Origin of the sequence: Collinsella sp. HCP28S3_E12 (genome assembly GCF_052065595.1) — a bacterium.
Lineage (GTDB): Bacteria > Actinomycetota > Coriobacteriia > Coriobacteriales > Coriobacteriaceae > Collinsella.
In genome coordinates this window covers 24,556-49,639 of the sequence record NZ_JBQHTS010000002.1, presented here as the reverse complement: position 1 = coordinate 49,639, position 25,084 = coordinate 24,556, and the positions used below count along the sequence as shown (strand labels likewise).

Annotated in this window: 17 protein-coding genes; 6 read left to right on the top strand and 11 right to left on the bottom strand. The window is 58.6% G+C overall.

Going from position 1 to position 25,084, the window contains the following annotated elements:
• Window positions 1-30: 30 nt before the first annotated feature.
• From ACTNBY_RS01105 to ACTNBY_RS01060, 10 genes are all read right to left on the bottom strand, one after another.
• On the bottom strand, window positions 31-219 hold the full coding sequence (locus ACTNBY_RS01105; protein WP_441063047.1) for a hypothetical protein: 189 nt from the start codon (window positions 217-219) through the stop codon (window positions 31-33).
• Window positions 207-1,451 carry a hypothetical protein gene (locus tag ACTNBY_RS01100; protein WP_441063046.1) on the bottom strand — a complete coding sequence of 415 codons (1,245 nt, stop codon included), beginning with the start codon at window positions 1,449-1,451 and terminating at the stop codon, window positions 207-209. The genes ACTNBY_RS01105 and ACTNBY_RS01100 overlap by 13 nt, the downstream gene beginning before the upstream one ends.
• Before the next feature lie 30 nt (window positions 1,452-1,481).
• The gene (pglX, locus tag ACTNBY_RS01095; protein WP_441063045.1) at window positions 1,482-4,037 is read right to left on the bottom strand and encodes a BREX-1 system adenine-specific DNA-methyltransferase PglX; all 2,556 of its coding nucleotides are present in this window, start codon (window positions 4,035-4,037) and stop codon (window positions 1,482-1,484) included.
• A gap of 30 nt (window positions 4,038-4,067) precedes the next feature.
• Window positions 4,068-7,727 (bottom strand): BREX system P-loop protein BrxC, encoded by a 3,660-nt coding sequence (gene brxC, locus ACTNBY_RS01090; protein ID WP_441063044.1) that lies wholly within the window; start codon window positions 7,725-7,727, stop codon window positions 4,068-4,070.
• Window positions 7,728-7,736: 9 nt separating this feature from the next.
• Window positions 7,737-8,360 (bottom strand): DUF1788 domain-containing protein, encoded by a 624-nt coding sequence (locus tag ACTNBY_RS01085; RefSeq protein WP_441063043.1) that lies wholly within the window; start codon window positions 8,358-8,360, stop codon window positions 7,737-7,739.
• Between the two features lie 2 nt (window positions 8,361-8,362).
• Window positions 8,363-9,034, bottom strand: a complete 672-nt coding sequence (locus ACTNBY_RS01080) for a DUF1819 family protein (protein ID WP_441063042.1) — start codon at window positions 9,032-9,034, stop codon at window positions 8,363-8,365.
• A 105-nt stretch (window positions 9,035-9,139) separates the two neighbouring features.
• A complete protein-coding gene (locus ACTNBY_RS01075; protein ID WP_441063041.1) occupies window positions 9,140-10,168 on the bottom strand; it encodes a hypothetical protein in 1,029 nt (342 codons plus the stop codon).
• A gap of 3 nt (window positions 10,169-10,171) precedes the next feature.
• Complete coding sequence (locus ACTNBY_RS01070; protein WP_441063040.1) at window positions 10,172-12,100, bottom strand: DEAD/DEAH box helicase; 1,929 nt, start codon at window positions 12,098-12,100, stop codon at window positions 10,172-10,174.
• Window positions 12,101-13,330 (bottom strand): hypothetical protein, encoded by a 1,230-nt coding sequence (locus tag ACTNBY_RS01065; protein ID WP_441063039.1) that lies wholly within the window; start codon window positions 13,328-13,330, stop codon window positions 12,101-12,103.
• A gap of 11 nt (window positions 13,331-13,341) precedes the next feature.
• Window positions 13,342-18,048 carry a hypothetical protein gene (locus tag ACTNBY_RS01060; RefSeq protein ID WP_441063038.1) on the bottom strand — a complete coding sequence of 1,569 codons (4,707 nt, stop codon included), beginning with the start codon at window positions 18,046-18,048 and terminating at the stop codon, window positions 13,342-13,344.
• A gap of 380 nt (window positions 18,049-18,428) precedes the next feature.
• On the opposite strand from ACTNBY_RS01060, the gene ACTNBY_RS01055 reads away from it, so the two are divergent.
• The 4 genes from ACTNBY_RS01055 to ACTNBY_RS01040 all read left to right on the top strand — a co-directional run bounded on the left by ACTNBY_RS01055 (window position 18,429) and on the right by ACTNBY_RS01040 (window position 21,552).
• A complete protein-coding gene (locus tag ACTNBY_RS01055; RefSeq protein ID WP_196032773.1) occupies window positions 18,429-18,731 on the top strand; it encodes a type II toxin-antitoxin system Phd/YefM family antitoxin in 303 nt (100 codons plus the stop codon).
• Window positions 18,718-19,068 (top strand): type II toxin-antitoxin system RelE/ParE family toxin, encoded by a 351-nt coding sequence (locus tag ACTNBY_RS01050; protein ID WP_441041988.1) that lies wholly within the window; start codon window positions 18,718-18,720, stop codon window positions 19,066-19,068. The genes ACTNBY_RS01055 and ACTNBY_RS01050 overlap by 14 nt, the downstream gene beginning before the upstream one ends.
• Window positions 19,069-19,194: 126 nt before the next feature.
• A complete protein-coding gene (gene serC / locus ACTNBY_RS01045) occupies window positions 19,195-20,319 on the top strand; it encodes a 3-phosphoserine/phosphohydroxythreonine transaminase (RefSeq protein ID WP_441063037.1) in 1,125 nt (374 codons plus the stop codon).
• 69 nt (window positions 20,320-20,388) lie between these two features.
• Entirely contained in the window at window positions 20,389-21,552 is a 1,164-nt protein-coding gene (locus ACTNBY_RS01040; RefSeq protein ID WP_427796062.1) for a phosphoglycerate dehydrogenase, read from the top strand.
• 348 nt (window positions 21,553-21,900) lie between these two features.
• Here ACTNBY_RS01040 and ACTNBY_RS01035 read toward each other — a convergent pair whose 3' ends face one another.
• Window positions 21,901-22,707 (bottom strand): hypothetical protein, encoded by an 807-nt coding sequence (locus ACTNBY_RS01035; RefSeq protein ID WP_441014830.1) that lies wholly within the window; start codon window positions 22,705-22,707, stop codon window positions 21,901-21,903.
• Window positions 22,708-23,104: 397 nt separating this feature from the next.
• Between ACTNBY_RS01035 and ACTNBY_RS01030 the strand changes: the two genes are divergently transcribed.
• Both ACTNBY_RS01030 and ACTNBY_RS01025 read left to right on the top strand, forming a co-directional pair.
• Window positions 23,105-24,325, top strand: a complete 1,221-nt coding sequence (locus tag ACTNBY_RS01030; protein ID WP_441063036.1) for a M20 family metallopeptidase — start codon at window positions 23,105-23,107, stop codon at window positions 24,323-24,325.
• Window positions 24,326-24,364: 39 nt separating this feature from the next.
• On the top strand, window positions 24,365-25,054 hold the full coding sequence (locus ACTNBY_RS01025) for a DUF1015 family protein (RefSeq protein WP_441063035.1): 690 nt from the start codon (window positions 24,365-24,367) through the stop codon (window positions 25,052-25,054).
• The last annotated feature ends 30 nt before the right edge of the window (window positions 25,055-25,084 follow it).

The window sequence follows — 25,084 nt, the reverse complement described above, 5'->3', positions numbered from 1 at the left end:
CTCCTCCTCCAACCAAACACTGCTAAAAAATTAGCCCACCAGCCTCGCCATTTGTTGAGCAACAAAGGCGAGCGGTAGGTATTGATCTACGACCGTTGGAAGTGAATAGATGCCCCGGCTGGCGATGCAATAATTTCCGATTGTCGCGACATAAAAATAGAGGGTATCCCATAAAGAGAAGCCCCCTTGCAAAACGGTTGAACCGTTTACGCAGTCCATTCCTCGCACCTGTTCACAAATTCATTCGAACGACAATTAGTCACAGGCACCACCTCTATCTTATCAGTGGCACTTTCATTCGTAACCCGGAGCCTTCTCGCAAGCTCTGCCGAAGCCGCAGTTCGATCGAATGGAAGATTCGAGTCGGGCCAATAAGAAAAATAAGTGAGCTTCTTAGCATGACCGTCTCTTAAGGCTTCACCAACCATTGAACTTATATGGGCGTCTTCGTTGCAGAACGAATAACCGAGGACGACAATCTCGTCTGTATCCCTGAGCGCCCTTGCAGCCTTCGCGAACTCATCAATTTGCGCAATCGATATGACAGGCTTAACAGGAGATTGGCAAAGCAGATACGGAAAAACGCAAGCATTATCTTCGAGATTTCTGTCTTCGTTCGAATAATCGACGTATTCAAATTCCGGAAGGTGTTCGAACTGTGACAGCTTTCCGCCCAGACATGCGATGCGCGAGTTATTGCAATCAACGATTGAAGCCGCATACGGCGTGTAATTCGTGGTAACTACCATATCGAACTTCCCATGGAATGCTGAATAGTAGCAGTCAGCAGAAGTCCTCTGATTGACGTGGTTGGGGTCAAACATTTTATGGACCGTATCGTTTAAGTGCGACAGCACATATGCGTAGTGGTTTTTGTTATAGGAATCTAGTTTTCCGTAAAAGCCATCAGTGATGGGCAGCGCAATGGAAAAGAATGCGCTCCAATAAAAGTTGACAAGCTTCCAAAAACGTATTGAATGCCTATTCGGATTGATTAGCGCCGAATAGTACTGTTCGAGAATCCCAAAATGCGCATCGTCGGGTAGCGACTTTAGCGTCACGCTTTGCCTGCGAGCAGCATCCGTGTCATCGCTTTCGATTATTAGCTCTTTATAGAGGGTCTCATAATCGGCAGTCGTAAGATTCTCATCATTACTAACCGTATCGAATGATTTATTAAGGACTTTGAAGAGATACTCAGGAGCGTCTTTTCCGAGGTTGGTCACAAGTTTTTTAAAGGCTTCACCGCGAGAATTTGAAAGAAATACAGGTTTATAAGAAGTGGGAATGAGCTCACCACGGGAGGAACCGAGTCTGTTTTGATAAAAATCATTAAGGGCCCCATAGAGGATATCTTTCTGCCGGTAAAAGGTATCTTGAGTAAAACTCGGACCAGACTTGAAGCCAAGATCAACTTCGGCTCCAGCTCCTACTATCAAGACCCTTTTCATGACAATCCTCTCGCAACGCGTCTTTCGAAGCTAAATCAGCGGGCTGCGTTTGAAATCCCAGGAGGTTTCAAACGAATCCCAGTCTGCTTTTGACATGTCCACGCATCGATGAACGTAATTCTCAGCCTGTACAATATCGTCATCGGCAGCGCTCACCACGGGGATATTATTGACAGTACCTGCTCCGAAATTAAGTGTCGGATTCAGAAACGAAAAAGCGCTGGCAGCAACCGAAGAGTTCAATAAACCTGCAAAATAATCTACAGATAATAAACCTGTCGAAAATAGACCGTTGGCACCGGAGTCAAAGATAAATCCGCTTCCATACAGACGGCAATTAAATGCTCCCGACGTCACCCCCGTCCACGTTAGCCCTGGACGATAGTAGTATTTTTCGTTACTAATTTTCCAGCCAAGATTGTCGCCAAGATCTGGATAAACTCGCCGAGTGTTCTCTTTAATCTCAAAGCCATCATTTAACCAATTGACAACATACTCGTTATTACCGTACCAACGCCTAAAAGAACCTCCCTTGTTATAAGGGATCCACTTAGACCCCGATGCAATTTCTTGCTCTGATGAGGTGTATCCCAGTCCAACCTTTTCGAAGGAAACCTCATTCCAATAACGCAAAAATCTATCATTATCGCCAGTTCTCATACCGATGCCCGCAAAAGCAGCCTCTCGAATAGTGCCCGAGGTAAAGGCGCTGAGTATTCCGCTGCTGGCCCAGTAGGCGATGGGGGTGCCGGGGATCTGCTTGAAGGTCTCGGCGTCGCGGCGGTAGAACCAGCCGCAGCCGGGGTTTTTGATCGCCTCGAGGGCCTTCTGGCGCTTGGCCTCGCTGCCGTTGATGTCGACGAGTCGCACGTAGGCGCCCTCGCATGCCGCGCGGCCGTTGTAGACGACGTCGGCCGTGACGTTGACGACCTCGCCGCCGATGGCGTCGAAAGCGCGGGGGCCCAGGTGAAGCATGGAAAGGATCGACTTGCCCTCGATGAGCGAGGAGCGCATCTTCTCGAAGCTGCCCAGGAACATCCAGCTCTGCATGGTGATCATTGCCGCGTAGCCGCGGTCCTTCGCCAGGTTGAAGCCGCGCTCGATGAAGCACGTGCACAGGTCGCTCTTGACGTCGGGGTAGTTCTTCTTGACCCACCTGGACATGAAGGGGCCGAAGCTGGAGCTTCCCATGTAGGGCGGGTTGGCCACCACGCAGTCGTGGCGGCGGGCCAGGGTCTCGCAGGTGGAAAGGGCGCGCTGGAGCCTCTCCCTGGAGCTGCTGCCGAACAGGCCGTCGGAACCGGTGAGCTCTATCGCCTCCCGGATCGCGGCGAGGTCGCCCTCGCCCGGGGCGAGCAGCGAGCCCACCTCGTCCAGGTGCGCCAGGGCGTCGAGGAGGTCCTTCCTCTTCTCGAGCGCGCTGCCCTGCGGCACGTCGCCCTCCCCCAGCGCCACCGGGGCGAGCACGGCGATGTCGGCCTGCACGCCGCGGCCGAAGAAGCGGCGGTCCAGCTCGCGGGCGCACATGGCCAGGGCCAGGCGCGCGATCTGGGCGGCGCGGGGGTCGATCTCCATGCCGTGCAGGTTCCTGGACAGGACGAGCCCGGGGATCTCGCGCTCGCGGTAGCCGCGCTCCAGGTACATCTTGGCCAGCAGCTCGAAGGCGTAGACCAGGATGTGGCCCGAGCCGCAGGCCGGGTCGCACAGGGAGATGTCCTCGGGGCCGGCGATCTTTATGAAGTCCTCGTGCTCGGAGTCGGGCTCGATGTAGTACTCCATCTCGCCGCGCAGGGGGCTTCCGGGGTTGTTGAGCATCCACAGGCGCCCCAGCGAGTTCTGCACCATGTAGCGCACGATCCAGTCGGGCGTGAACAGCTGGGTGGCCGGGCCTATGGTGTCGGGGGTCTCCTTGGCCTTGGAGGCGAAGAAGGCGTCCTTGACCTCGGAGTTGTAGTACTGGTACATCCAGCCCAGGATCTGGACGTCTTCCCAGTCCTCCTCGTCGATGTCGCCCACCATGCGGCCGATGACGCCGTCGGCGTCCATGAGGTTGGCCGGCAGGAGCAGCGCCATGCAGGCGTCCACGGGCTGGAACACGCCGGGCAGGCACCCGGAGAGCTCGGCGCACTGGGCCAGGAACAGGTAGCGGAACAGCGGCCCGTCCTCGCCGGCCTGCTTGAGCTCGGCGACGCGCACCGGGTCCGCCCCCTCGATCTCCACGTCGAGCGCCTCGTCCGCGGCCTGGCTGCCCAGCCCCCAGGAGCCGTCCGCCGCGGGGCGGGTGAACATGCGCACGCGGGAGGGCAGGAAGTCGTGGACCTCCATGTAGCGCACGGCGGCGATGCGGTTGAACCAGGTGTAGGCGGCGCGGTCGCGAAGGTGGTCGAAGCCCTCCTCTGCCGCGGCTCGCAGCAGGGCGTCGCGCCACCCGGTCTCCTCCGGGGACAGGGCGCGCCCTCCCACCGCCGTCGCGCCGGCGGGCTCGGCGCCCTCGGCCACGCCGTAGAGCCTCATGCGGGCCTCGACGCCGGCGATGAGCTCGTTGCGGGCCCAGATGCAGTAGTTCTTGATGGCGGTATCGTTCATGGCGGCCTCCCCTTCCCCGGTGGTCCTTGGTTAGCTCAGGCGGATGGCGTCGTTGCCCTGCAACTCGGCAAGCAGGCGCACACGGAGCTGGGCAAGGTAGGCATCGATATCGCTTTCGCTCTGTAGCTTTTTGCGCTCGCCCAGGTCGGCCAGGCGCAGCTTTTTAATCCTCTTGGGAGCAGGAGCGGGTGCAGGCTCGACGGTCGCCGAAGCATCGTTGCCCGGGTCTTTGATCGTAGTAACGGTCTCACCGTTGGGCGTGACTTCTACGAATCGGCTCTCACGCTGCTGGCGGGCCTTCTCCTCATCGATAGCTTTATCGATGTTCTCGCATGCGCGATCGCAATACTCAATCAGCTGCTGCTTGAACGCGGCAAGCTCACTGGCCTTGGTGGCGCTGTGCGCACGGCCCTCGAACGACTTGGCCATGCGGCCGGCGTCCTCGATGGCGCGCTCGGCCAGCTTGGCATAGCCGTCCTGGCTCTGGGCATATTCGTGCACCTGGGCCATCTGTGCGGTTATGTCGTCCAGCATCTCCTTGCGCTTGGCATCGACCATCTGCTTATGGGCAGCCATGACGGGCTCCATCAGGTCATGGAGCTTGCAGATCTCGCGGTACGGACGCGGACTCTTAAGAATCTGCTCAATACGCTTGTTGGCCTCAACCGCCTGGGCGTTAGAGTCCATGTAGAAGCCCTCGTCCTTCATAAGGCCCATAAACGCAACGGCCTTATCAAAGACGGGCTTTTGGCTCTCAAAGAAGAACACGACCTGGTCGTAGCCCTCTTTCCAATCGTCCAAATCGTCTTGTGCCTTTACGAAAGCATTGAAGAGCGCCTGGGCATCGTTCTGGTTGTCCAGCAGGCGCGTGGTCAGCGTAATGCCATCTTCCAGCACCTTTAGGCCCGGGTACGGGCAGGCTGGGGCCAAGCCCGTAAAGTTGTTGTTCGTGAGCTCCACGCACTCGTTCTTGTAGCCCGTAAGCGTTTCGACCACCGTGGCGGTAAGCTCGTCCTCGTTGGAAATATCACGCTTGGCATCGAAGGTCTCGCGCAGCACCCTGTTGACCTTCTTGATGAGCTCATCGCTCATCTTAACGCGCTCGCGCACCTGGGCCTTGTCAGCATCCTTGCGCAGGAAGGTAACCATACGCGAATCGGCAGGAGCAACATTGGCGCCGGCAGCCGTAATGATCGCACGCTGCGAAACCACCAGCTGTGCCACCACGTTGGCAATGTCGATTTCGCGCCAACCATAGGGGGCACCCTGGAACTTACGCTGCAGGTCACCCATGGTCGTATTCAGCGACAGGCGCGTCTGGGCATGCAAAAAGTCCGCGACCTCCTTCTCGGCGCGGGCGTTCTGGGAGCTCTGACCGTCGAGCGCCACCTGGTTGGCACCGCGCAGCGTGGCGCGAATGTCCTCGTCGGTCTTGGCGGGGTCGGCGATGTAGTCGGCCTTGGTAAAGATGGCATCCGTCAGCTTTGACAGGGCCTGGTCAAACACATCGGCGGGCTTGGTGGCGCGAATGTTAACCATGGAACCATTCACAGCCACACGGGCATGCAGCACGGCCTCCTCCAGCAGTTTGGCTGCCTCGCGCTCAACGAAAGTAGCCTCTTTCATCTTTGCCTGGATAATCTGCTGAGTCGAAGGCGCCAGGGCCTCGGTATTGATGGTCTTGCGATACTTACGGATCTTAGCCACATTCTGCAGATCGTCGAAGTAGTCGATGTCGTCTGCCAGCACCACCAGCGCGATATTGGCCGACTTGACGGCGAGCTCGGCATCGTCGGCACGCGAGAGGTCATCTGCCACCGTGACTACGTTGAGCTTCATGCCGCCCTGGGCCACACCATAGACCGAGTCGTCTACATAGCGGTCGAAGGGAAAGTCGTTGGCGCCCACGCGCAGCTTGGTAGCCGTATAGATGCCGCTAAAGAGCGACTTTTTAATGCCCTCGATAATCAGGGCGGCATCTACCGGCGTCTCGCTAATGGCGCGCGAGATATCCTGCTCCTCGTCGGTGAGGAAGTTGTACGCATCGCCCTGACGTGCCACGTAGTTCTCGCGCACCAGGCGGTCGAGCGACTCCTTAACGCGGTCCTTAAGGGCGGCCTTGTCCACGTCCATGCCGTCGACCATAAGGATGGAGATGTTCTCGACGTTGGACTTGATGTAGTCGATATAGCGGATCAGATACAGCAGCTTTAGGACCTTAACGTCCTCGGTCTTAAGACCATGGCCATCCTCGGCTGCGCGCTCGGCGCGCGTGACCACCTGGATCACGCCGTGCTCCAGGTCCTTGGCGATGGTATCGAAGAAGCGCCAGAACGGCACCAGGGCGCCTACCTCTTGGTCCTGAATGGCCTGGGCCGATTCCTGGAAGGCCGAGAGCATGGAGCGCTCGCCCGTGGACATATGCTTGGCCTTGACGCCGTGCTTGCGCACCTCGGTCATAACGTCGGGCAGCACCTTAAACTGGTAGTTCACAAACGGGTAGCTGGCCGTAAAGTCGTTGCGGCTGGCATAGCCAATCAGGTCGCCGCGCGAACCGTCAAAGGAGAATACGTTTTTGAGCACGGTGCTCTGGGCCTCATAGTTCTGCTGGAGCTTTGCCGAGGCGGCATCGTTCTTTTGCAGCACGCGGCGCTGGATAACCTCGTCCACGCTGGAGCTGGAGAGCGAAAGGCGTGTGTTAAAGCGACCCTGAATCTTGGAGAAGTCGTCGCCCACGATCATGGCGACCTCGTCGATGGCCTCCTGGCTGGTCACCATAACCCACACGCGGCCACCGCAACGGCTGCCCAGCTCCTCGACGAGCGTCTGCAGCGACAGCATAAGGCTGGTGCTCATGTCGGCATCGGAGCCAATAAACTGACCCACCTCGTCGGCCATGAACAGCAGGCGGAACTCGCCGCCGCACTCCTCGGCGCGCTTGCCGGCATACTGCTTGACCATATTGGCAAAGGTATCGGCAGCGATGGCGTCGTCCTCGGTACCGTCGAACCAATGACGTGCGGCCTGCTCGCTCATGCCCAGCACCTCTTGCAGGGCCTCGACGATGTCGTCCTCAAAGTAGCTGTAGCTCTCGCGGTCCTCGAGCCAGTTGCCGCCACCAATGCGCTCGTAGGCGGCGCGGAACTCCTGCGTCTTACCCTTGCTGTCGATATGCTGCTCTAGGCGTGCGAGCTTTAGATCCTCGCCAAAAAAGCCCAGGTGCTCAAAGAACACGCGCTCAAAGGCACGCAGCAGGGCCGTGCGCGAGGTGTCGCCCTCTTTCCACTGGCCACCCTTGCTGTCGATGTTAAACAGGATCGCCTCGGTGGGAACCTCGCAGCAACGACGAACTCTGGCGGCCACGATGGGGTCGGAAATCTTGCCATCAAAGTAATCGACGGCGCGCTTGCCGGCAATCTCATCGTTTTGCAGCAGATACGAGAGCATCTTGAGGAAGTGCGATTTACCGGAGCCAAAGAAGCCGCTGATCCACACGCCCATGTTGTCGGTGGGAACGTCGAGCGCCTTATCGTACGCCTCGAAGAAGTGCGCAAAATGACCCTGCAGCTCGCGCGTCACCACGTACTCGTCGAGCTCCTGGCGCACCGATTCGTCGCTGGCGTCTTGCACCTTGACGACGCCGTTGATGGAACGGTTGATGTCCTTGGAAAACAGGTCTTGGATAATCATCTGTCGCTCCTAAGAAATATCGAACGCGCGGTAGTAGTTGCTGGCGTTCTCTTTGTTGAACAACTTGAGCTGGCGGCCATCAAAGCTGCCGGGATACATGACGACGACGGGCACGGTGCCAAAATCGGCAAGCATGTCGTTGAGCAGGTTGTGCACGCGCAGTAGCGGAAAGACCTCGCCCACACCCGTGAGCAAGATCACGTCGCCGGGCTGATGCGGCTGGGTATGCTCCAAGAGGTACTGGGCAAAGCTCTTGGAGCTGCAGGGCTTCTGGAGCTCTTTGATCTGGGCCTCCGAGCCGACCTTTGCCTCACGCCGGGGAATCGCACGCAAAATACGGCGCTGCTCGCAGATATCGAGCATCACGTCGTACAGGTTAAAGACCTGCAGATTACACGGCAGCTTGCCGGCGTGGGCATCTGCCATGAGCTCGTCCACGTAGGCGCGGCACTCAAACTCCAGCGAGGGGTCGTAGCAAAACGTGTAGAAGCCGATCTCGTTACCGATGCCCTTGTTGGCCAAGAAGTCCTGGTCTTGCAGGCGTTCGCGTAGCGCCTCGCGGCGATGGTCAAAGTCCTCATGTATGCGCTCGGCGCGGTTGCGCGGGCGAATGTGCGGTTGGTTTATTGCCATGTCTACATCACCTGCCCGGTGAGTGCGGCCAGGGCATCCATGTCGCCCAGGTCACGGATGGCCTGTTCCACGTCGGGGTCCAACAGCAGGGGCTGGAGCGTATCGGTTCGCTGCGATGCCTTAAAACCGGCGCTGCGCAGAATCTGGCGCAGGGTGCTTTTTATACGTCCTAGCGTAGCATCGGACCATTTGACGGCCTCGGCGTGCTCAACCTGAAAACGGGTGACAAACGCGTTAAGGTCAACGTCGGTAAAGTTGTAGTCGAAGCTGGCCATGCGCTCGCCAATCTCCACCTGGATGAGCTCGCGGACCATGGTGTAGCGGCACATCATGGCAAACAGGTTGGCTTGGGCCGCCTGGTCGGGCATGCCGTTGGCAATGAGGTCCATGATGCGCGTGACCGCTTGAACGGCGGTGTCTTTGTCGATACCGCGGGCAGCGCACTGCACCTCGTCAAGCGCTACGGCATCAAAGCGGCGCAGGCACACGCGGGCGCGGTCGGCCAGCATGCGCTCGGTGGGATACTGAAACAGGTTGTCGTGCTTAACGCGCGCGATGATCTCGTCGTCGCTCACGCCCTCCAGGCGCAACGCGGCGACGATACGCATCTCGGGCAGCAAAAACTGCTCGCGCGTAAGCACGCCTCCCAGCGATATTTTGTCGGTGTTATCCACAGGACACACTCCAAGGGTTCGGGCCTTTTTATTTGCATCGGGGCGATGCAAACATGCCTTCCAATGATACCGTTTAAGTACGGGGTCGTGACGGTTGTTGCTGCCTTACTGCCCCAGCTCCTTAAGCGCTTGCAGCGACGCTGCGCGCGTCTCGGCGTAGGCAAGGCGCGCGTCGCGGAGCTGGTCGTCGAGCCAATCCACCTGCGCGCTCAATTCCTTAATCTGATTGGAACCGCTCTGATTGGAAAGATCTGGATACTCGCGGCGCAGCACCAGCAGCCGGTTGAGCAGCTTGCCTCGTACTTTGTCCAGCAACTCCATCTTGTCGCGCGCTGCCTTTACCTCCCTTGCGATGCGCAGCTTTTCCTGCTCTTTTGCAGAGGGCTCGGGGACAGGTTCCGATGCAGGCCCTGGCTCAAGCTCGGACTCGGGCTCAATGTCAGGCTCGAGCTCTGGTGCCGTCTCGGACACCTGCTCAGGCGACACCTCGGGGCTAGGCTCAGGCGTCGCTTCGAGCGCGGGCTCGGGCTCCTGATCAACACCGAGCGCATCCTCGGGTTTAGGCCCCGCGGAAGCCGCTTCATCCATCTCCAAAAACGCGCATATGCCCGGCTCCGTTGCCGGCCTTGCCTCGAACACCGTGGCAACCGATCCGTCACTCAACATAGTGCTCTGCGAGCAAAGCGACTCGACAAAGCTCGCCATAAACAGGCCGAACCCAGAAATCTGCTGAGCCAGACGCTCGTCGTAGGTAACGTGGATCTCGCCCTCATTGCCTTGACGCACCGAAAGCCAGTCGCCCACGCACATCAGCTGCACCAGTGTAATGGGCGTCAAGTCGCCCTCAAAGAGCAACTGCAGGCGGGGCGAAACATCGTCGCGGGGAACAACCAACTCAGTATGTTTCTCGAGCTCCACGAGCGTGGTGCCGACATGCTGGCACAAATCGATGTTGCTCGGAACATCATTAAAATAATCGCGCGTATGGCTCAGGAGCCATACGCTTTTGTCCGCGTTGATACGAACGCGCTTAACGGCGTGCGACGACCCGTCCCACGTCACATCGGAATGCTCCAAAAACAGCCAGCCATCGCAAAACAGCTCCATGGCAAAGATGGGAAAGGCTTTCTGCATCGTTTACATCTCCTTGCGTTCTTGCGTATCGCCCGCGGCGTCCTGGTCGTTGACCTCGTTCCGCTGCTCTTCGTCATCAAACAGGCCCTTAAACACCAGTTCCAGATCGCGCTCGTCGGTATAGCCAGGCTCCAGCGTGCCGCGGTCGATCGAATCGAGCATGACCTGCTCCTTGTGCTGCAGGCGCTCGTAGATGTTGCGGTCGAGCGACCACGGCCCGCCGCGGCGTTCGTACACGGCGCGCAGGTAGTGGTACTGCGTGTACTGCTCTTGCGGCAGACCTAGGCGGTGGATGCGATCCTTGGACTGCAGCAGGTGCACCAGGTTGTAGCTGCACTCAAAGTAGACGGCGTCGTGGCACACGCTGTGGAGCGAGACCGACTCGGCCAGTGTGTGCGGGTTGGTGACCAGCACGCTCGTCTCCCCCGCCTTAAACGAGTCGATGACGCGGGCACGCGTGGGCATATCGGTCGATCCACTGATGGCGCGGGCCGTAATGCCGCGCTCGTGCAGCTCGTGCACCACATTGCGGATGCTGCGCTTAAAGATGCACCACACGATGACTGACTTGCCCTGGGCTACCAGCGATTCGACCAGGTCCAGGCAGGCGACCATCTTGGCTGTGGGCCGGTCATCCACCTGCAGGCCTTCCAGCGCTTTGCCCGCCCCCGTCTGCACTTCGCCATCAAACAAGTCGGCATAGTCCCCGGCGCTCAGATCCTCGGCCAGCATGCGCGGATCGGACGAAAGCTGCAACAGGCGAATGATCATCTCGAACGGCTCGCCCGAAAGCGTGCGCAGCACCTTTTGGAACAGTTGCTGCTCCCAGCGTTCCACCGGCACATCGACCAGATGGTCCTCGTTGGCCTGGGGCACGCCCAGCTGATGCTTGTTCGTACGACAAAAGAACGGCGCGATGGACTCATTGATATGCTCAACGTCGTCCTCACTCGTCGACTTAAGGGCATTGGCGCTCATGCCAAAGTACCAGTTGTAGTCGCGCGGCCATAGGCAGTGGAGCAGGTTGTATAGGTCCTCAAACGAGTTGGGAATCGGCGTACCGGTGAGCGCGATAAAGTACGGCGCCGCCGCGGCAATTTGCACCGCACTCGCTGCGCGCTTGCCGCCCACACGCTTCACCTTGTGCACCTCGTCAAACACCACCAGGGCGCGATCGGCCGCAATGCGTGCGGCCGCCTCCCCCAGTGCGACCGACTCGTAGTTGAGCAGGATCATGTCGTAGCGCTTGTAGTCAAACAGCAGAGTGCTGTACTTGTCGCGCGTGGAACGACCGCGAAACTCGGGGTCGTGAAAGCACAGCGAACGCAGCGGGTGGTCGGCGCCAAAGCAGGCGGCCCACTCGTCGCGCCACGAGCCAAAAGCGTTTTTGGGCGAAAGCACGATGATGCGGTCGACCAGGTCGCGCTCGCGCAGGTAGGCAAAGGTACCCAGGACCGAAGCCGTCTTGCCCGAACCGGGAACGGAGAAATTGGCGCTGCGGCCCATGGCGCTCATAAAGAACGCATCCCACAGCTGGCGGTCCTTGAGCGGGCGTTGCATCAGGGTGTCTTCGGCGCGGCAGAACTCATCAAAGCGATCGGCCACCGATTCATCGTGCGCCTTGATCAGCAGGCCCACGCGCGCCTTCTCGCGCAGATAGTCCTCACGCGCCGTAAGGCCTCGCAGCAAGTCGGGGTCAATTTCGCAGTCCACACCAAAGTTTGCCGCCTGCTGCAGTAGCTCAACGATGCGCTTGGCGCCTGGATCGTCAATCCCCAGAGAAAAGAGCACGTCCGCCTCTCGATAGCTCGGCGCATAGCGGCGCAGTGCCGAAAGCCGAATCTTCCAGACCGGCTCGCGGCGCAGCTGCTCAACCGTCATGTCGAGCGGCACGACGGAAATGCCGTCGCTATACGAGAGGCGCAGCTTCATTTAGGCTTCCTCGCCCATCTTGTACGCAATCTTGTCCTTGATCATATGCACCCTTGCCTCGAGCTTGGCGACCTCGGCGGCGATATTGGCGATCTCGTCCGCAGGCAGCAGACCAAAGGTGGACTCCTCCACTTGGTCGAGGTCCTTGATGGCGCGAATGATCGAAAGCGAGGGCGACTTAAGAGCCTTGTTCATTTTGGTGGTGTTTTCGGCCGACTCCATAACCTCACGGAAGGCTGTCGCCAGTTGAACATCGTCGCGAATCTCGGCGATGTCGGTCGAGGTCACGATCTCTTTGTTCTTCAGGCGCTCGGCAACCTCAAAGGCCAGCTCGTTTTCGCGCTCGATAAAGCGATCCGCATCGGGGCCCTCCAGAATCGGCTTCATCTTGCGGACAAAGCGCACGATGTCGCCCTGCGGCTCGGCAATCATGTTGGCAAAGACGATGTTCTTAACGTCCTCTTCCTGATCGTCGCTCTTGCACTTTTTTAGCACGCCCTGCAGGTCGTTGATAACGCCGGCAACCTTGAGCTCGCGCGCCAGGTGAAACTGGTCCTTGGCGTTGGCAAACTCCAGGAACTCGTTCATATAGCGGGCTTTTACAATCTCCTTCTCGAGCTCCTTGGGCTCAACGCCAATGCACTGGGCGTACTCCTCCTTAGAGAGCAAGTTGGAGCTGATGATGTCGTTGTAGATGCCCACCAGGCGGTCGACGGGATCGTAGCCGACCTTCTCTTCCTCGCCATGCTGGATCGAAAGCTCCAGCATCTTGATCTTCTTGGAATCGTTACCCAGGCTCTCAGGCAAAATGACAGCCTCAAACCAACCAAAGCTTGGGTTTTCGGCGGCAAGACGACGCAGGCAGGTAAAGCGGCGGTTGCCGTCGACGATCAGGCCGTCGGCCAGCACCACGCCGGGGCGCTCCTGCGAACGCAGGGCAATGCTACGCTGCGTCTTTTCGATGGCGTCCTTATTGCTGTCGACGATAAAACCCTCAATGATGTCGTTACAGGCCGCGACGTCCAGCTCGTTAAACGCGCCCTCGCCATGCTCGGCCTTGTAGCGGCTAATCCACGAGGCAATGCGGTCGTTTTGCACGTTGTAGCGCAACAACTCGAGCTTAATGCTGTAGACGGGATACATCTCGGGCTTGCCGTCGATCACGATCTTGTGGTTGGCTCCGGTCGGCTTAATGTTGACGCCGTCGCCGATCATCTCGAGCAGGTTCATGTTGACTCCTCCTATTGGTTGTTTTTGATATACAGCTCGCGCAGATAAGCTGCATTCGCTTCCTTGTTGGGCATGACCATGTCAAGGTCCTCGTTGTAGAACAGGTCTTTGTCCTTGACCGCCCTGATGATGTCGTAAGCGTTAAAGACCACACCGTAATCGTCCTGGAACACATCGATAAGGTCGTCTACACCAATGGGGCCCCTTTGCTTGGCGACATATTCGACCGCATCGGCAATGGAGAAACTCCCTTCCTTTCGGCAGAACATGTAGGTGCCGCCTAAGCGGGTGCGCCTAATCTGTTCTTGCGGCAGCCCGTACACAACAATCGAGTCGAAAAACGCCTCGTCAAAGCCGCACTCCTCTGCCACAGCATCGAGCTTGTGCTCAAAGCCCTGCTTGCGCAGGCTTGCCACTGTAAATGGCACGCCCGACTCCGTACGACCAGAAACGGCATATGCATACGAGCTTAGGTCTGTACGTCGAATTCCCACCGACTCCTCTAGGTGCTTGAGCGAAATAAATGAACCGTGATTACACTCGATAAAGGTGAAGTTGCGTAGCAACTGAGCTATTGCCAGCCTAAAGTCATGGTGGTTAATGACTTCATCACCAAACCCCGGCGCCCCATAGGCAAAGCTATCGCGCGACATAAGCAGTTTTTCAAACGATTTCCGCAGGTCAACGCCTTTTTTAACAATCAGGTCTCTCGAGACCTCCAAGCCCAGGGGCGCGAGCGTCTGATCGTTAATGAGACGACCGGACGTGGAGCCAAACTTAGCAATAAAGCTCGCCCTGACGTACGGCAGCGATACGTAGTCTTCGGGCACCATGTCCTTGATGAATTGTTGCTGCTCGGCAGAAAGGTCGACATCGACATACGAGTAGCGATCGTTGCGCAGATATGCGTTCATGTCGCGCAGGTAGTTGCTGCGAACCGTCTTCGTGTCTATGCAGTACTTGTCCGCGTAGCGCTGGGCAAACTCCTCGCGCGACAGCTCGGTGCCCGCGTCGCGCAGTACATCGAGCATCTGACGCTTGCGATCCGTCTCGCCCAAGCGTATCACGGGGGACACAACCGTCCGCAAACCGTGCACCGTATCCGGGCGCACGTACGTGCGGATAATCTCGTAGAGCTCCTCGTCATCACGCACGTCGTATAGGTCGCACAACTCCTTGTTCTCGCGCAGGATAAGACCCGCGCCGCACTCGATATTGCGCCCGGCGGCGAGCGTCAGGATCTGACGCAACTCGGACGTAAAGCGGCTGTCGACCTTGTAGGAGCGTATCTTGTTGCCACGCGCCACCAAAAAACTTCCGGTGCCGCGTAATTCGTTAAAGCACTTGGTGTCTTCGGAAGGCATCATCAACATCTGTTTAAAGCCGCACTTGTTATCATCCAAAAACCGCTGGTACTTGATGCGGATGTCTTTGAGCGTGTGGTATTCCTCAACAGCTCCGGTCTCGGCAAAGGCACGCAGCGCGGCACCGCGCGTGGAGAAGCTGCCCAGCTTTTTACGCGCAATCTGCTCGAGCTGAGAGGCGTTATCCTTTTCGATGTTTACAGGCGCTCGAAGCGTATCCGCGGCAGGACGGCGGTGCAGCTGCGCTATCCTATCACGCCACTCCTGCGGCAATGTCGGATCATTGGCGGCTCGGCGAAGACTAAACCTGTTCGAGACTTTAATGGCCTTCAGATAGCCAAAGGCCATCGGAGACGCCTGTGTTATCTCGCAAAACGTCTCCACGGTAAGGTCGTAACACGTGTAAAACGAACTAAACTGATCCTCGTCCAATTGCGGACGGTTGCTGATCAGGTCATCACGACGTCGACGCAGAGGACCGAGTCCGGCCGGCTTGTGAGGGTAATCCATAAGGGGCTTGTCGCTAAAGACCCAGCGCAGCAGGTCGGCATCGTCGGCGGGCAGCAACGCCAGCCATGCATCGATGGACATGGGGCCTTTGCCGGTGAGGTCTTCGACCTTGCTGGTAAAGGGCTTTGCCGGCTGTTGTGGGGCCGGGGCGGGAGCTGGCTCCGGAGCGGCAGAGTCAGGCATCTGGTCTGGCTCGGGCTCGGTCGCAGGCTCGGGCTCGGGTGTCGGCGCGGGCTCGGGCTCGGGTGTCGGCGCGGGCTCGGGCTCGGTCGCAGGCTCGGGCTCGGGTGTCGGCGCGACAGCCTGCTCCACCGGCGCGGCCTTCTCCTCGGCCGGTTCGTCAGCGTTTTCGGTTTCCATGCTCGCAAGGTACGCGCGAACCACATCGCATACAGACGGCGCAAGGTCCTTATCGACCCTTGCATATTTAAACGGAATGGTGCCCTGTCCGTATACGCGCTTCATATACAGGAATGCAGGCTGCGCGGTTTGCGTAAGGCCGTAAAACTCCTTGGCGGAAAGCTTATACGTATGAAAGAGCGGACCAAATGTATCGACGTCAAACGTTGGTCGCCCCGCCATAAGGGCATCGTAACGCTCGCGGATTTTCCAAGCAGACTTACCAAGGTTATCCATCCAGCGAGCCGGCTTGTCATCGATGAGCATATAGCCCATCAGGATGCGGTCCTGGTATGCGAGATCCGTGAACCATCTATTGAACTTTACAATGTCCTGGCCCACGGCAAGCTTAAGCGCCTGTTCCAGCGTAAGATCTTGCACCGGCGGCTGCTCAGACTCGTGAGCGGACTGCGCTTCAAGCGCTTCCGTCTGAGCACCCACCTCGCCGCCCGGTTGAACCTCATCGACCGACGTAATAACGTCGTCTGCCGAATTTGCATTTTCGCAGGTAGATTCCGTATTGCTGGCCTCAATATCTTCTTGATCCTGGGGCAGCTCAAAGTTCAGGCGCTCAAACGTTTTTACCGCTGCACTAAAGGCGGGATATTCACTTTTGAGACTCGTGAGCGCCGAATTGACAGCGTCCTCTTCGTTAGTGCCCGTCGCAAGCCTACCCGCCAGCCTGGTACAAAAGAGTAGACGGAACGAAGGCTCGTTTACGGCAAGGCCTTCGCGCTGCAGACGGTTAATGGTATCCCTGACAAGACGGTTAACTGCCTCGACGCGCTCGAGCGGCGTGCCGGCAGCTGGATACCAGCCCCCTATTGCAGCCAGACGGGCAAGTTCCATTTCGTCTTTGGTTTTTCCCAGCTGCAAACGACCCGATGGCCACTCATTTAAAGCATCGATAATCGAACCAACCTCAGAAGATGTGAGGCCGCTTTTCCGTAACGACGTAGCATTGTAGGTGAGCAGCGTAGGCAGGTCGTAGATTTTAAGGGTCCATTTTAATTTACGCTGAATTGCCGGAGTAATCGAAAGGTTCCACAGCGATAGCGGTGCGCCGCCACTCGTATACACCGTGCTAAGTGTTTCGCTAATCGGTCCTTTAATGTTCGCGTAGGCACGGTAATCACGCCCAATGCTGCGCAGATTACCATAGATGTCAAATGTCAGCCTCGCATTGCCCGAGAGTCTGCCGAGCTCTGGCGCCTGCGCGCGATACTGCGGAGATAGCGGCAAAGCATAGGCGGTAAGATGCTTTTCGAAAGCAATGCGTAAGGTCTCGTCCTCAGCCTTGCCCAACTTGCGCACAAGGCAAAACACATCGTGAATCTCATGCTTGTCGAGAAAGGCAACCTGGGTCTCGGTATCAAACACACAGCGCGGGTCGTCCCAACCGCTCAGGTACTTGGGACGCTCGAGCTTTTTAACGGCGTCCTCGGAAGGCTCAAACTTAGATGCAGCCATGACGCCGGGCTCAAGTTCGAGCTCTGGTTCGGATTCAGAAATGGGCGCAATCTCGGCTTCGGGGTCCGCGACGGTCACGGTCTCTTTAATGGATTCGGGTTCAGACTCGAGCACAAGCGCGGGCTGCTCGAGCTCGGTGGCGGCCTCGGCCTCAAGGCTATCCGAGAAGGAAATAACCAGCTGCTGCGGCTCGGAAGACAGCGTGAGCCTGGGACACTCAGGCTGCACCGGCTCCTGCTGCTCGACTTGAGCCGGCTCCTGCTGCTCGTCCGCCACCTCTGCAGGCTCCGTCGGCGACTCGTATCCCATGAGAGACAGACCGTCGGCCGGTTTCTTGTCATACGAAACACCCACGGCAACGGGAATAGGCCAGCTGCGCTCATTAACCTTCAGCTGCGCAAGGGTCGAATCTGCACGCAACGAAATGGGACCAAAAGCCATAGGTGCAGGGCCCTCAGGAGTAACGGATTCAACGGCATCGAGCTCTGCAATATCGGCGTCGTCGGCCCACGGCGCCGCCGCGCGCTCAAGTGTCTCAGGCTCTGTGGCTTCGGGCTCTTCGGCCTCGCACTCAACGGCCTCAGGCGCAGCCTCTTCAGACTCAACGTTTTCATCATCAACAACGGTGCCGTCAACGTCCCCGTCCCCAGTGTTTTCGCCCTCGTCACCTTCGCTTTTAACAGCCTCAAGCTCAATGGCATCAGCAGCCACCGGCTCCCCTGCGGGTTCCGCCACCTCCTTGGCCGCACCGGGCGCCATGCTGTACTCGCCGTTGGCGTATAAAAGTTCGCGTCCTATAACTAGTTGGGCTAGTGCACGTTCGTATGAGTCATTGATGGTGCGATACACGCTCGAGCGCACCAGCGCTTCGTGCAGTGGGGCTTCGGCCTGCGCGACCGCATCCAGAATGAGCGACTCGTAGTACGCGTTTACGTCCATTGAAATGTTTGTTGCACTCACAGCATTGTTGTCCATACAGAAACGACCCCCCGATATTCCCCAAACAACCCACTAGCTGTATTGGAAAAAAGGAAGAATTATGCCAATGATTACTTCATACGCCACTTGCGAACGTTTTTGTTTAGCAACATTTTGTTGTGCAATAAATCAACTGTGCATATGCTGATGAGCGGTAGTTTTAATCGGTGAACGGCAATCGCGCACGCCTGAAGGCCCTTTCATTTTCCTTGGCAGCAAGGCAATTAAAATGGACCTGTCGCGCGGACGCGCCGCGCATCATACACGTCTTTCTGCCACCAGATGGGACAAGCAAGGTTGCTCGCCCATGTCCTCATTTGTCTTTACGCTATAATCAAGATAAAACTATACATATGATTCTATGTAAGGAGTTTCATATGCCTGTCGTAAAGCCTATTTCCGATCTGCAACGCAACTTTGGTTCCATAGCGGATAGCTGCCACCAAACCAAAGAGCCCGTCTACCTGACCAAAAACGGATCGGCATCGCTTGTCGTCATGGATGCCGAGGCCTATGACGAGCAGACGCGCGCACTAACCGCCATTCAGGAGCGCGAAGAACGCATCCAGCGAGCCATCACGCGTGGCTACGACGACTTAGTAAACGGTCGTGTGCGACCGTGGAAACAGGCCAAGGCAGATGCAGATCGCATCAGGGCGGCTCGCCATGAAATTGGATAACGCAGACGTCGAGTTCTACTCGGAGCTCGACGAACTTGATAAGCCTTTTGATGTTGTCATGACTGACGAGGCACTCTATGCCTATGCCGAGATTCCTTCGGAGCGAATCTACGCCAGAATCGGCAACCTCATCGACTTTCTAGCCGAGCATCCTTATTTTGGGGAAGAGTACGACCCCTACTATCAGGCAGCCTTTCCGCCCATTGACTGCAGGGTCTTCTTTTGCGCGCACTACGGTGTGTACTACCACGTGGATGTTGAGCAGCGAAACATCAGCATCCTGGCAATCGAGGACCATCGAAAGAACCCTTTGAGTAGATTCAAACTACTCAAGTAGCCCCCCATGTAACCATCCTGTAAATCATAGCAGTGCAGTCGAGTTTTACCGTGATGCGGTCGCGCCTGGCGCTCCACTGTGCTAAAGTATCCCGAACGTTCAAACGACTACGAGGGGAACTAGAAGATGGCACGTGTGCACAACTTCTCAGCTGGCCCGGCCGCACTGCCTACAAGCGTGCTCGCCGAGATCGCCGACGAGATGATGGACTACCGCGGTTGCGGCATGTCCGTGCTCGAGATGAGCCATCGATCTAGCATGTACCAGCAGATCATCGACGACGCCGAGGCAACCCTGCGCCGCCTGCTGAGCATCCCCGACAACTACCGTGTCCTGTTTTTGCAGGGCGGCGCCACGCTGCAGTTTGCGGGCATCCCCATGAACCTCATGCGCCGCGGCCGCGCCGGCTACGTCGTGACCGGCAACTTCGCCAACAAGGCGTACAAGGAGGCCGCAAAGTACGGCGAGGCCGTGCTGCTCGCGAGCTCCGAGGACACCAATTTCGACCGCATTCCCACCATGGCCAATATCAACGCGCGCATTGCCGCCGAGGCCGCGGGCGACGGGCTCGACTACGTCTACATCTGCCAGAACAACACCATCTTTGGCACCATGTACCACGAGCTGCCCGCTTGCGGCGATGTGCCGCTGGTCGCCGATGTCTCGAGCTGCTTTCTGTCGCAGCCGCTCGACGTTGAGCGCTACGGGCTCATTTACGCCGGCGCACAGAAAAACGCCGGCGCCGCGGGCGTGACCGTGGTCATCGTGCGCGACGACCTCATCGCCGATGGCCCAGCCTTTGCGCAGACGCCGCAGTACCTGGACCTTAAAACCCAAGCCGCCAAGGGCTCCATGCTCAACACGCCCAACACCTTTGGCATCTACGTGTGCGGCAAGGTGTTCCGTTGGGTTGAGCAAACCGGCGGACTTGCCGCCATGGCCGAGCGCAACTGGGCCAAGGCCAACCTGCTCTATGACCTGCTCGAGCACAGCGAGCTGTTCCATGGCACCACGCAGGCCGGCAGCCGCTCCATCGCCAACGTCACCTTCCGCACCGGCGACGCCGAACTCGACGCGGCCTTTGTCGCAGGCGCGGCCGAGCACCAGATTCAAAACGTCAAGGGCCATCGCCTGGTGGGCGGCATGCGCGCGAGCGTCTACAACGCCGTAACCATGGAAGACGTGCAGGCACTGGCCTCGTACATGAAGGACTTCGAAGCGCAGCATAGTTTGAGTCCGCGATCTAACTAGCCCGCAACCCGCGGGCCGACCAGCCACTTCAAACCACTTGTTATAAACAAACCCGCTAAGGAGTTTTTCATGCGCAAGATCAAAACCATCGACGACATAACCAAAGACGGCAAGGTCGAGTTTGGCGAGGGCTACGAGTTTGTGGGCACCGCCGAGGAGGCCGACGCCATCCTGATGCGCTCCACCGACCTGCACGGCTACGAGCTGCCCGAGGGCATCCGCGCCATCGCCCGCTGCGGCGCCGGCGTCAACAACATCCCCATCGAGGAGTACGCCAAGAAGGGCGTCGTCGTCTTTAACTCCCCCGGTGCCAACAGCAACGCCGTCAAGGAGCTCGTCCTGGGCATGCTGGTGCTTTCGAGCCGCGGCGTGGTGCAGTCGATGAACTGGGTGCGCGACAACGCCGACGACCCCGAGATTCAGGTCGATGCCGAGAAGGCCAAGAAGGCCTTTGTGGGCCGCGAGCTCAAGGGCAAGCGCATCGGCGTCATCGGTCTAGGCAACGTGGGTTCCAAGGTCGCCAACGCCTGCGTCGACCTGGGCATGGACGTCTACGGCTACGATCCGTTCATTTCCGTCGAGCACGCGTGGGTGCTGAGCCGCGAGGTGCAGCGCGTGGGCACGCTCGAGGACCTCTGCCGCGGCTGCGACTACCTCACCGTGCACGTGCCCAGCAAGGCCGACACCATCGGCATGATCAGTACCGAGCAGATCGACCTGCTGGCCCCGGGCGCCGTGCTCATCAACTACGCGCGCGAGACCATCATTGACGAGGACGCCGTTGACGCCGCCCTGCGCGAGGGCAAGCTGAGCTGGTTTAGCTGTGACTTTGCCACGCCCAAGACCGTCAAGATGCCCAATACGTTTATCACCACGCACTCGGGCGCCGGCACCGGCGAGGCCGAGGCCAACTGCGCCGATATGGCCATCAGCGAGCTCAAGGATTACCTGGAGAACGGCAACATCGCGCACAGCGTCAACTACCCCGCCTGCAGCATGGGCAAGGCGCGCGCCGCGAGCCGCATCGCCTGTCTGCACGCCAACGTGCCCAACATGATCGGCCAGATCACGGCCATCCTGGCCAAGGACAACGCCAACGTACAGCGCATGACCAACGAGTCTGCCGGCGAGAACGCCTACACCATGTTCGACACCGACGAGCACCTGGACAGCAGCACCATCGAGGCGCTCAAGCAGATTCCGTCGATGTATCGCGTACGCGTGATCAAGTAGCGTCGGCGCCAAGCCTGCCAGACAGGCAATGAAGCTCATTCGGCCCCCGTTTTCGCGAAACGGGGGCCGATTTCGTTGCTCCGGCTGGTTTTAAAAATGCTATCCAGAATAAGTTTTTTCGGATAATCGACAGTCATGCCTAAATCACTGAGCGCACCTGCTCTGATAAACAGCTTTATCAGGGACTTTAGTAGGTAAAAATCGATCTCTCTGTGCCGAATGTAAGTTGACTGTCTATTTTCCGAAACAACTTATTCTAGATAGCATTTTTAGGGCCCTCCAAAGGCGAAATTGAAGCCTTTTTGCGACCAAAACTCTAGTCCGCGCGACCGTTTTCCACCCGCACGGCTACATTCCCGCCCAATCGATAAAAATCTCCTCACGAAGCCGCCGTTCGAGCTCCTGCTGCCGCGGCGTCTTGTCTTTCAACGGCACATCGAGATAGGACATGATGAGTTCCATCACCACGCGGAAGGCATCGGAGTCGACCAGCTGACCATAGGTCATCAGAACGACAGGATATCCCATCGCTTGAAGGGCCGTCGTTCGATCGGAGTCCGAGATCTTGGATTCTATGGATCCGTGAATGGCTTTACCTTGACATTCAACCAGGCACTCTCTGCTGCCGTCCTTATTTGACAGCAGGATATCGGCGTAGCGCCTATCAAGCCCCGAAATCAGGCGGGCGCTGCGCGTCATGCGAATCTCAACGTTATTGGTAAGGCGCAGCCCTTCGCCGCCGCGCAACCTCGTAAGGCCAAACAGCATCGAAGCCTGGACCTCGAGCGGCGACGCCACAACCCCCGTAATGCATTTCGCGGCACGCGTGAACGATTTAGCACCGCGGAGCCCCTGGATCTTATCGACGTACTCGGTTAGTTCAGAGAGCTCAATCAAGGGCGGTCGTTTCCACAGGTCCGTTGGATTCCCCGAGGCATCCTTTACGTTTTCCCAGCCCAACCGTGCGTCACCCCACCGGCTCCCATACGCCTGCTCAAGTGCCGACTTTACCTGAGGCGCAATCTTGCACACGGCAAAGGTGCCGCACATCTCATACATGCACATGATCAGGCGCTCATTTGAGACCGAGGAAGCCAGGGTCAGTAGGGTAAAGAGCGGGGACGCGACATCGAGGCCAAACTCTGTCTGCCGCACGGAGCCAAACGGCCTCTCCCCGTTCCAAACATGCCTGACAATGCGGCCGCCCTTACGCCCGCAGAGGCCCTGCGCCAACACGTGTAACGGAGTGCCCAGGAAATACTTGACAAGCGGATGCTCACAAAGATGCTCCCTGCGCGGATCGTCCGCAGAATCGGGCAGGTCCGGCATTATTGCCAAGACCTGTGGAGGTATCCGGTGATACCGAAAGGCAGATATGTCGCACAGCATGTCATCCATGAAGGATACGTACCCACTGCGTCGTTTGTGAGCCTGCCCGGACGCCAAACGCGATGGCTCGGCCTGTGAACGGTTAATACTGCTACGCACACGTCGCGAATCTTCCAGGTGGCTTACAATCGGTTTTGGAAGCAAACTGATTGTGAGGTTTCGTATGGTTGATGAGAACTTTGCCTGGGGGCTTACGCAGGAGCTCGTGAAGATTGATAGCTCGGACCCGGGCGCCTACGAAGGCGAGATCGAACACTTCATTAAGAGGCTCATTGAACAGCAGCTGGCGCAGCTTGATAGTCCTGCGCTCGATGCCGTGCAGGTTGCAGAGCTCGAAGTACTCCCCGGGCGCCGCAACCTTATGGTCACCGTGCCGGGTGTGAGCGACGAGGCGCGACTCGTCTGCATCTGCCATATGGATACCGTCACCCTAGGAGATGGCTGGAACGCGGACACGCCGCCACTCGGGGCGACCGTGCGCAACGACAAACTCTATGGCCGCGGCGCCTGCGACATGAAGGGCGGCCTGGCTTGCGCCATTACCGCACTTGTCCACGCACTCGAGCGCGTGGCGGCAGAGGGCGAGCTGCCCCACCGCGGCTTCTCGCTTATTTGCTCGGTTGACGAAGAGGACTTTATGCGCGGCTCCGAGGCGGCCATCGATGCCGGCTGGGTCGGCTCGCGCGAATGGGTGCTGGACACCGAGCCCACCGACGGACAGATTCAGGTGGCGCACAAGGGTCGCACATGGTTCGAGATCGAGATGACCGGCGTCACGGCGCATGCGAGCCAGCCCTGGAAGGGAGCGGATGCCGTCGCCGCCATGGCCGAGGCCGTCTGTGCGCTGCGCCATGCGTTTGCAGCGTTGCCCGCACATGAGGAGCTGGGGGCTTCGACCATCACGTTTGGACAGATCGAGGGCGGCTATCGCCCCTATGTCGTGCCCGACCGCGCCAAGGTCTGGGTCGATATGCGCCTGACGCCGCCGACCGATACGGCCGCCGCGACGCGCATGGTAGAGCAGGCCATCGCCGACGCCGAAGCCGCAGTCCCCGGTTGCCATGGAAGCTATACCGTGACAGGCGACCGCCCCGCCATCGAGCGCGATCCGGTCTCTCCCCTTCTAGCCGCGCTCAAGCGTGCCGCCGATGACGTGACAGGCGCGGACACGACCGTCGGCTTCTTTACCGGCTACACCGACACTGCCGTCATTGCCGGCAAGACGGGTAACCGCAACTGTATGAGCTATGGCCCAGGCTCGCTCGCGCTCGCGCATAAGCCAAACGAGCATGTGCCCCATGCCGATATCGTTCGCTGCCAGCGGGTGCTGATCGCGCTCGCCGACAACACGCTCTGGGGCGCGAATAGCCAAGTTGGGGCATAATAAGCCGCGAACAAACCGACTCGCGCGTTAGGACTGTCCATGAAAGCTCTTCCGTTTCCCTGCATCCGCCCGGCTCAGGACCGTGCGCTCGAGGCGCTGCCTGCGATGGACAGCATTCTGAGTAACAACGAAGCCCTGCGCGGTGCGATTGCCGATGGGCTCATGCTCAAGGATCCGGGTGCGCCATACTACGTGTACGAATGCTCCGGAGAGCCGGGACGCGTAACGGGTGTCGTGGCGATCTGCCCGGTTAACGTGCTGACGGGTAGCGACGAGGCCGCCGCCGAGAGCGTCGACGCACTCGGCGCCGCGCGCGCGATCACCGAGCTCAAGGTGCAGCCGCGCCCCGTGTCGCTCGCCTACGAGGCGTCGCCCGTCATGGATATCATCCTGGGCGCCGCAAAAGAGGGCGCATCGCTCTACGCCGTCACCGATCCCGCAGGCATTACGCATCGCGTATGGGAAGTCAAGCGCGAGGACGCCGTTGCCGCCATCCGAGCCATGCTCGATCAGGCACCGGAGCCGGCACTGGCCGACGACCCCGCCTACGCTGCCGCGCTGGCAGGGGCGGCGCAGCTCCTGGCAGACGAGGCCCGCGCAGCCGGCACCTACACGGGCAAAGAGCCGTTCAACTTTACCGTGGCCGTGCTGTTCCCCGCCGCGCAGGTCAGCGGCGGCGCGCCGCAGGTTCCGACGGGTCTGCTCACTCACCAGATCTCACGGTTCTAACGGGGCCTAAACGCCCAGCACAAAGACTCG

Bases quoted from the DNA above. Each gene is read 5' to 3' on its own strand.
- ACTNBY_RS01105 (WP_441063047.1), bottom strand. From the start codon at position 219: ATGGACTGCGTAAACGGTTCAACCGTTTTGCAAGGGGGCTTCTCTTTA.
- ACTNBY_RS01100 (WP_441063046.1), bottom strand. From the start codon at position 1,451: ATGAAAAGGGTCTTGATAGTAGGAGCTGGAGCCGAAGTTGATCTTGGC.
- pglX (WP_441063045.1), bottom strand. From the start codon at position 4,037: ATGAACGATACCGCCATCAAGAACTACTGCATCTGGGCCCGCAACGAG.
- brxC (WP_441063044.1), bottom strand. From the start codon at position 7,727: ATGATTATCCAAGACCTGTTTTCCAAGGACATCAACCGTTCCATCAAC.
- ACTNBY_RS01085 (WP_441063043.1), bottom strand. From the start codon at position 8,360: ATGGCAATAAACCAACCGCACATTCGCCCGCGCAACCGCGCCGAGCGC.
- ACTNBY_RS01075 (WP_441063041.1), bottom strand. From the start codon at position 10,168: ATGCAGAAAGCCTTTCCCATCTTTGCCATGGAGCTGTTTTGCGATGGC.
- ACTNBY_RS01070 (WP_441063040.1), bottom strand. From the start codon at position 12,100: ATGAAGCTGCGCCTCTCGTATAGCGACGGCATTTCCGTCGTGCCGCTC.
- ACTNBY_RS01065 (WP_441063039.1), bottom strand. From the start codon at position 13,330: ATGAACCTGCTCGAGATGATCGGCGACGGCGTCAACATTAAGCCGACC.
- ACTNBY_RS01060 (WP_441063038.1), bottom strand. From the start codon at position 18,048: ATGGACAACAATGCTGTGAGTGCAACAAACATTTCAATGGACGTAAAC.
- ACTNBY_RS01055 (WP_196032773.1), top strand. From the start codon at position 18,429: ATGCCTGTCGTAAAGCCTATTTCCGATCTGCAACGCAACTTTGGTTCC.
- ACTNBY_RS01050 (WP_441041988.1), top strand. From the start codon at position 18,718: ATGAAATTGGATAACGCAGACGTCGAGTTCTACTCGGAGCTCGACGAA.
- serC (WP_441063037.1), top strand. From the start codon at position 19,195: ATGGCACGTGTGCACAACTTCTCAGCTGGCCCGGCCGCACTGCCTACA.
- ACTNBY_RS01040 (WP_427796062.1), top strand. From the start codon at position 20,389: ATGCGCAAGATCAAAACCATCGACGACATAACCAAAGACGGCAAGGTC.
- ACTNBY_RS01030 (WP_441063036.1), top strand. From the start codon at position 23,105: ATGGTTGATGAGAACTTTGCCTGGGGGCTTACGCAGGAGCTCGTGAAG.
- ACTNBY_RS01025 (WP_441063035.1), top strand. From the start codon at position 24,365: ATGAAAGCTCTTCCGTTTCCCTGCATCCGCCCGGCTCAGGACCGTGCG.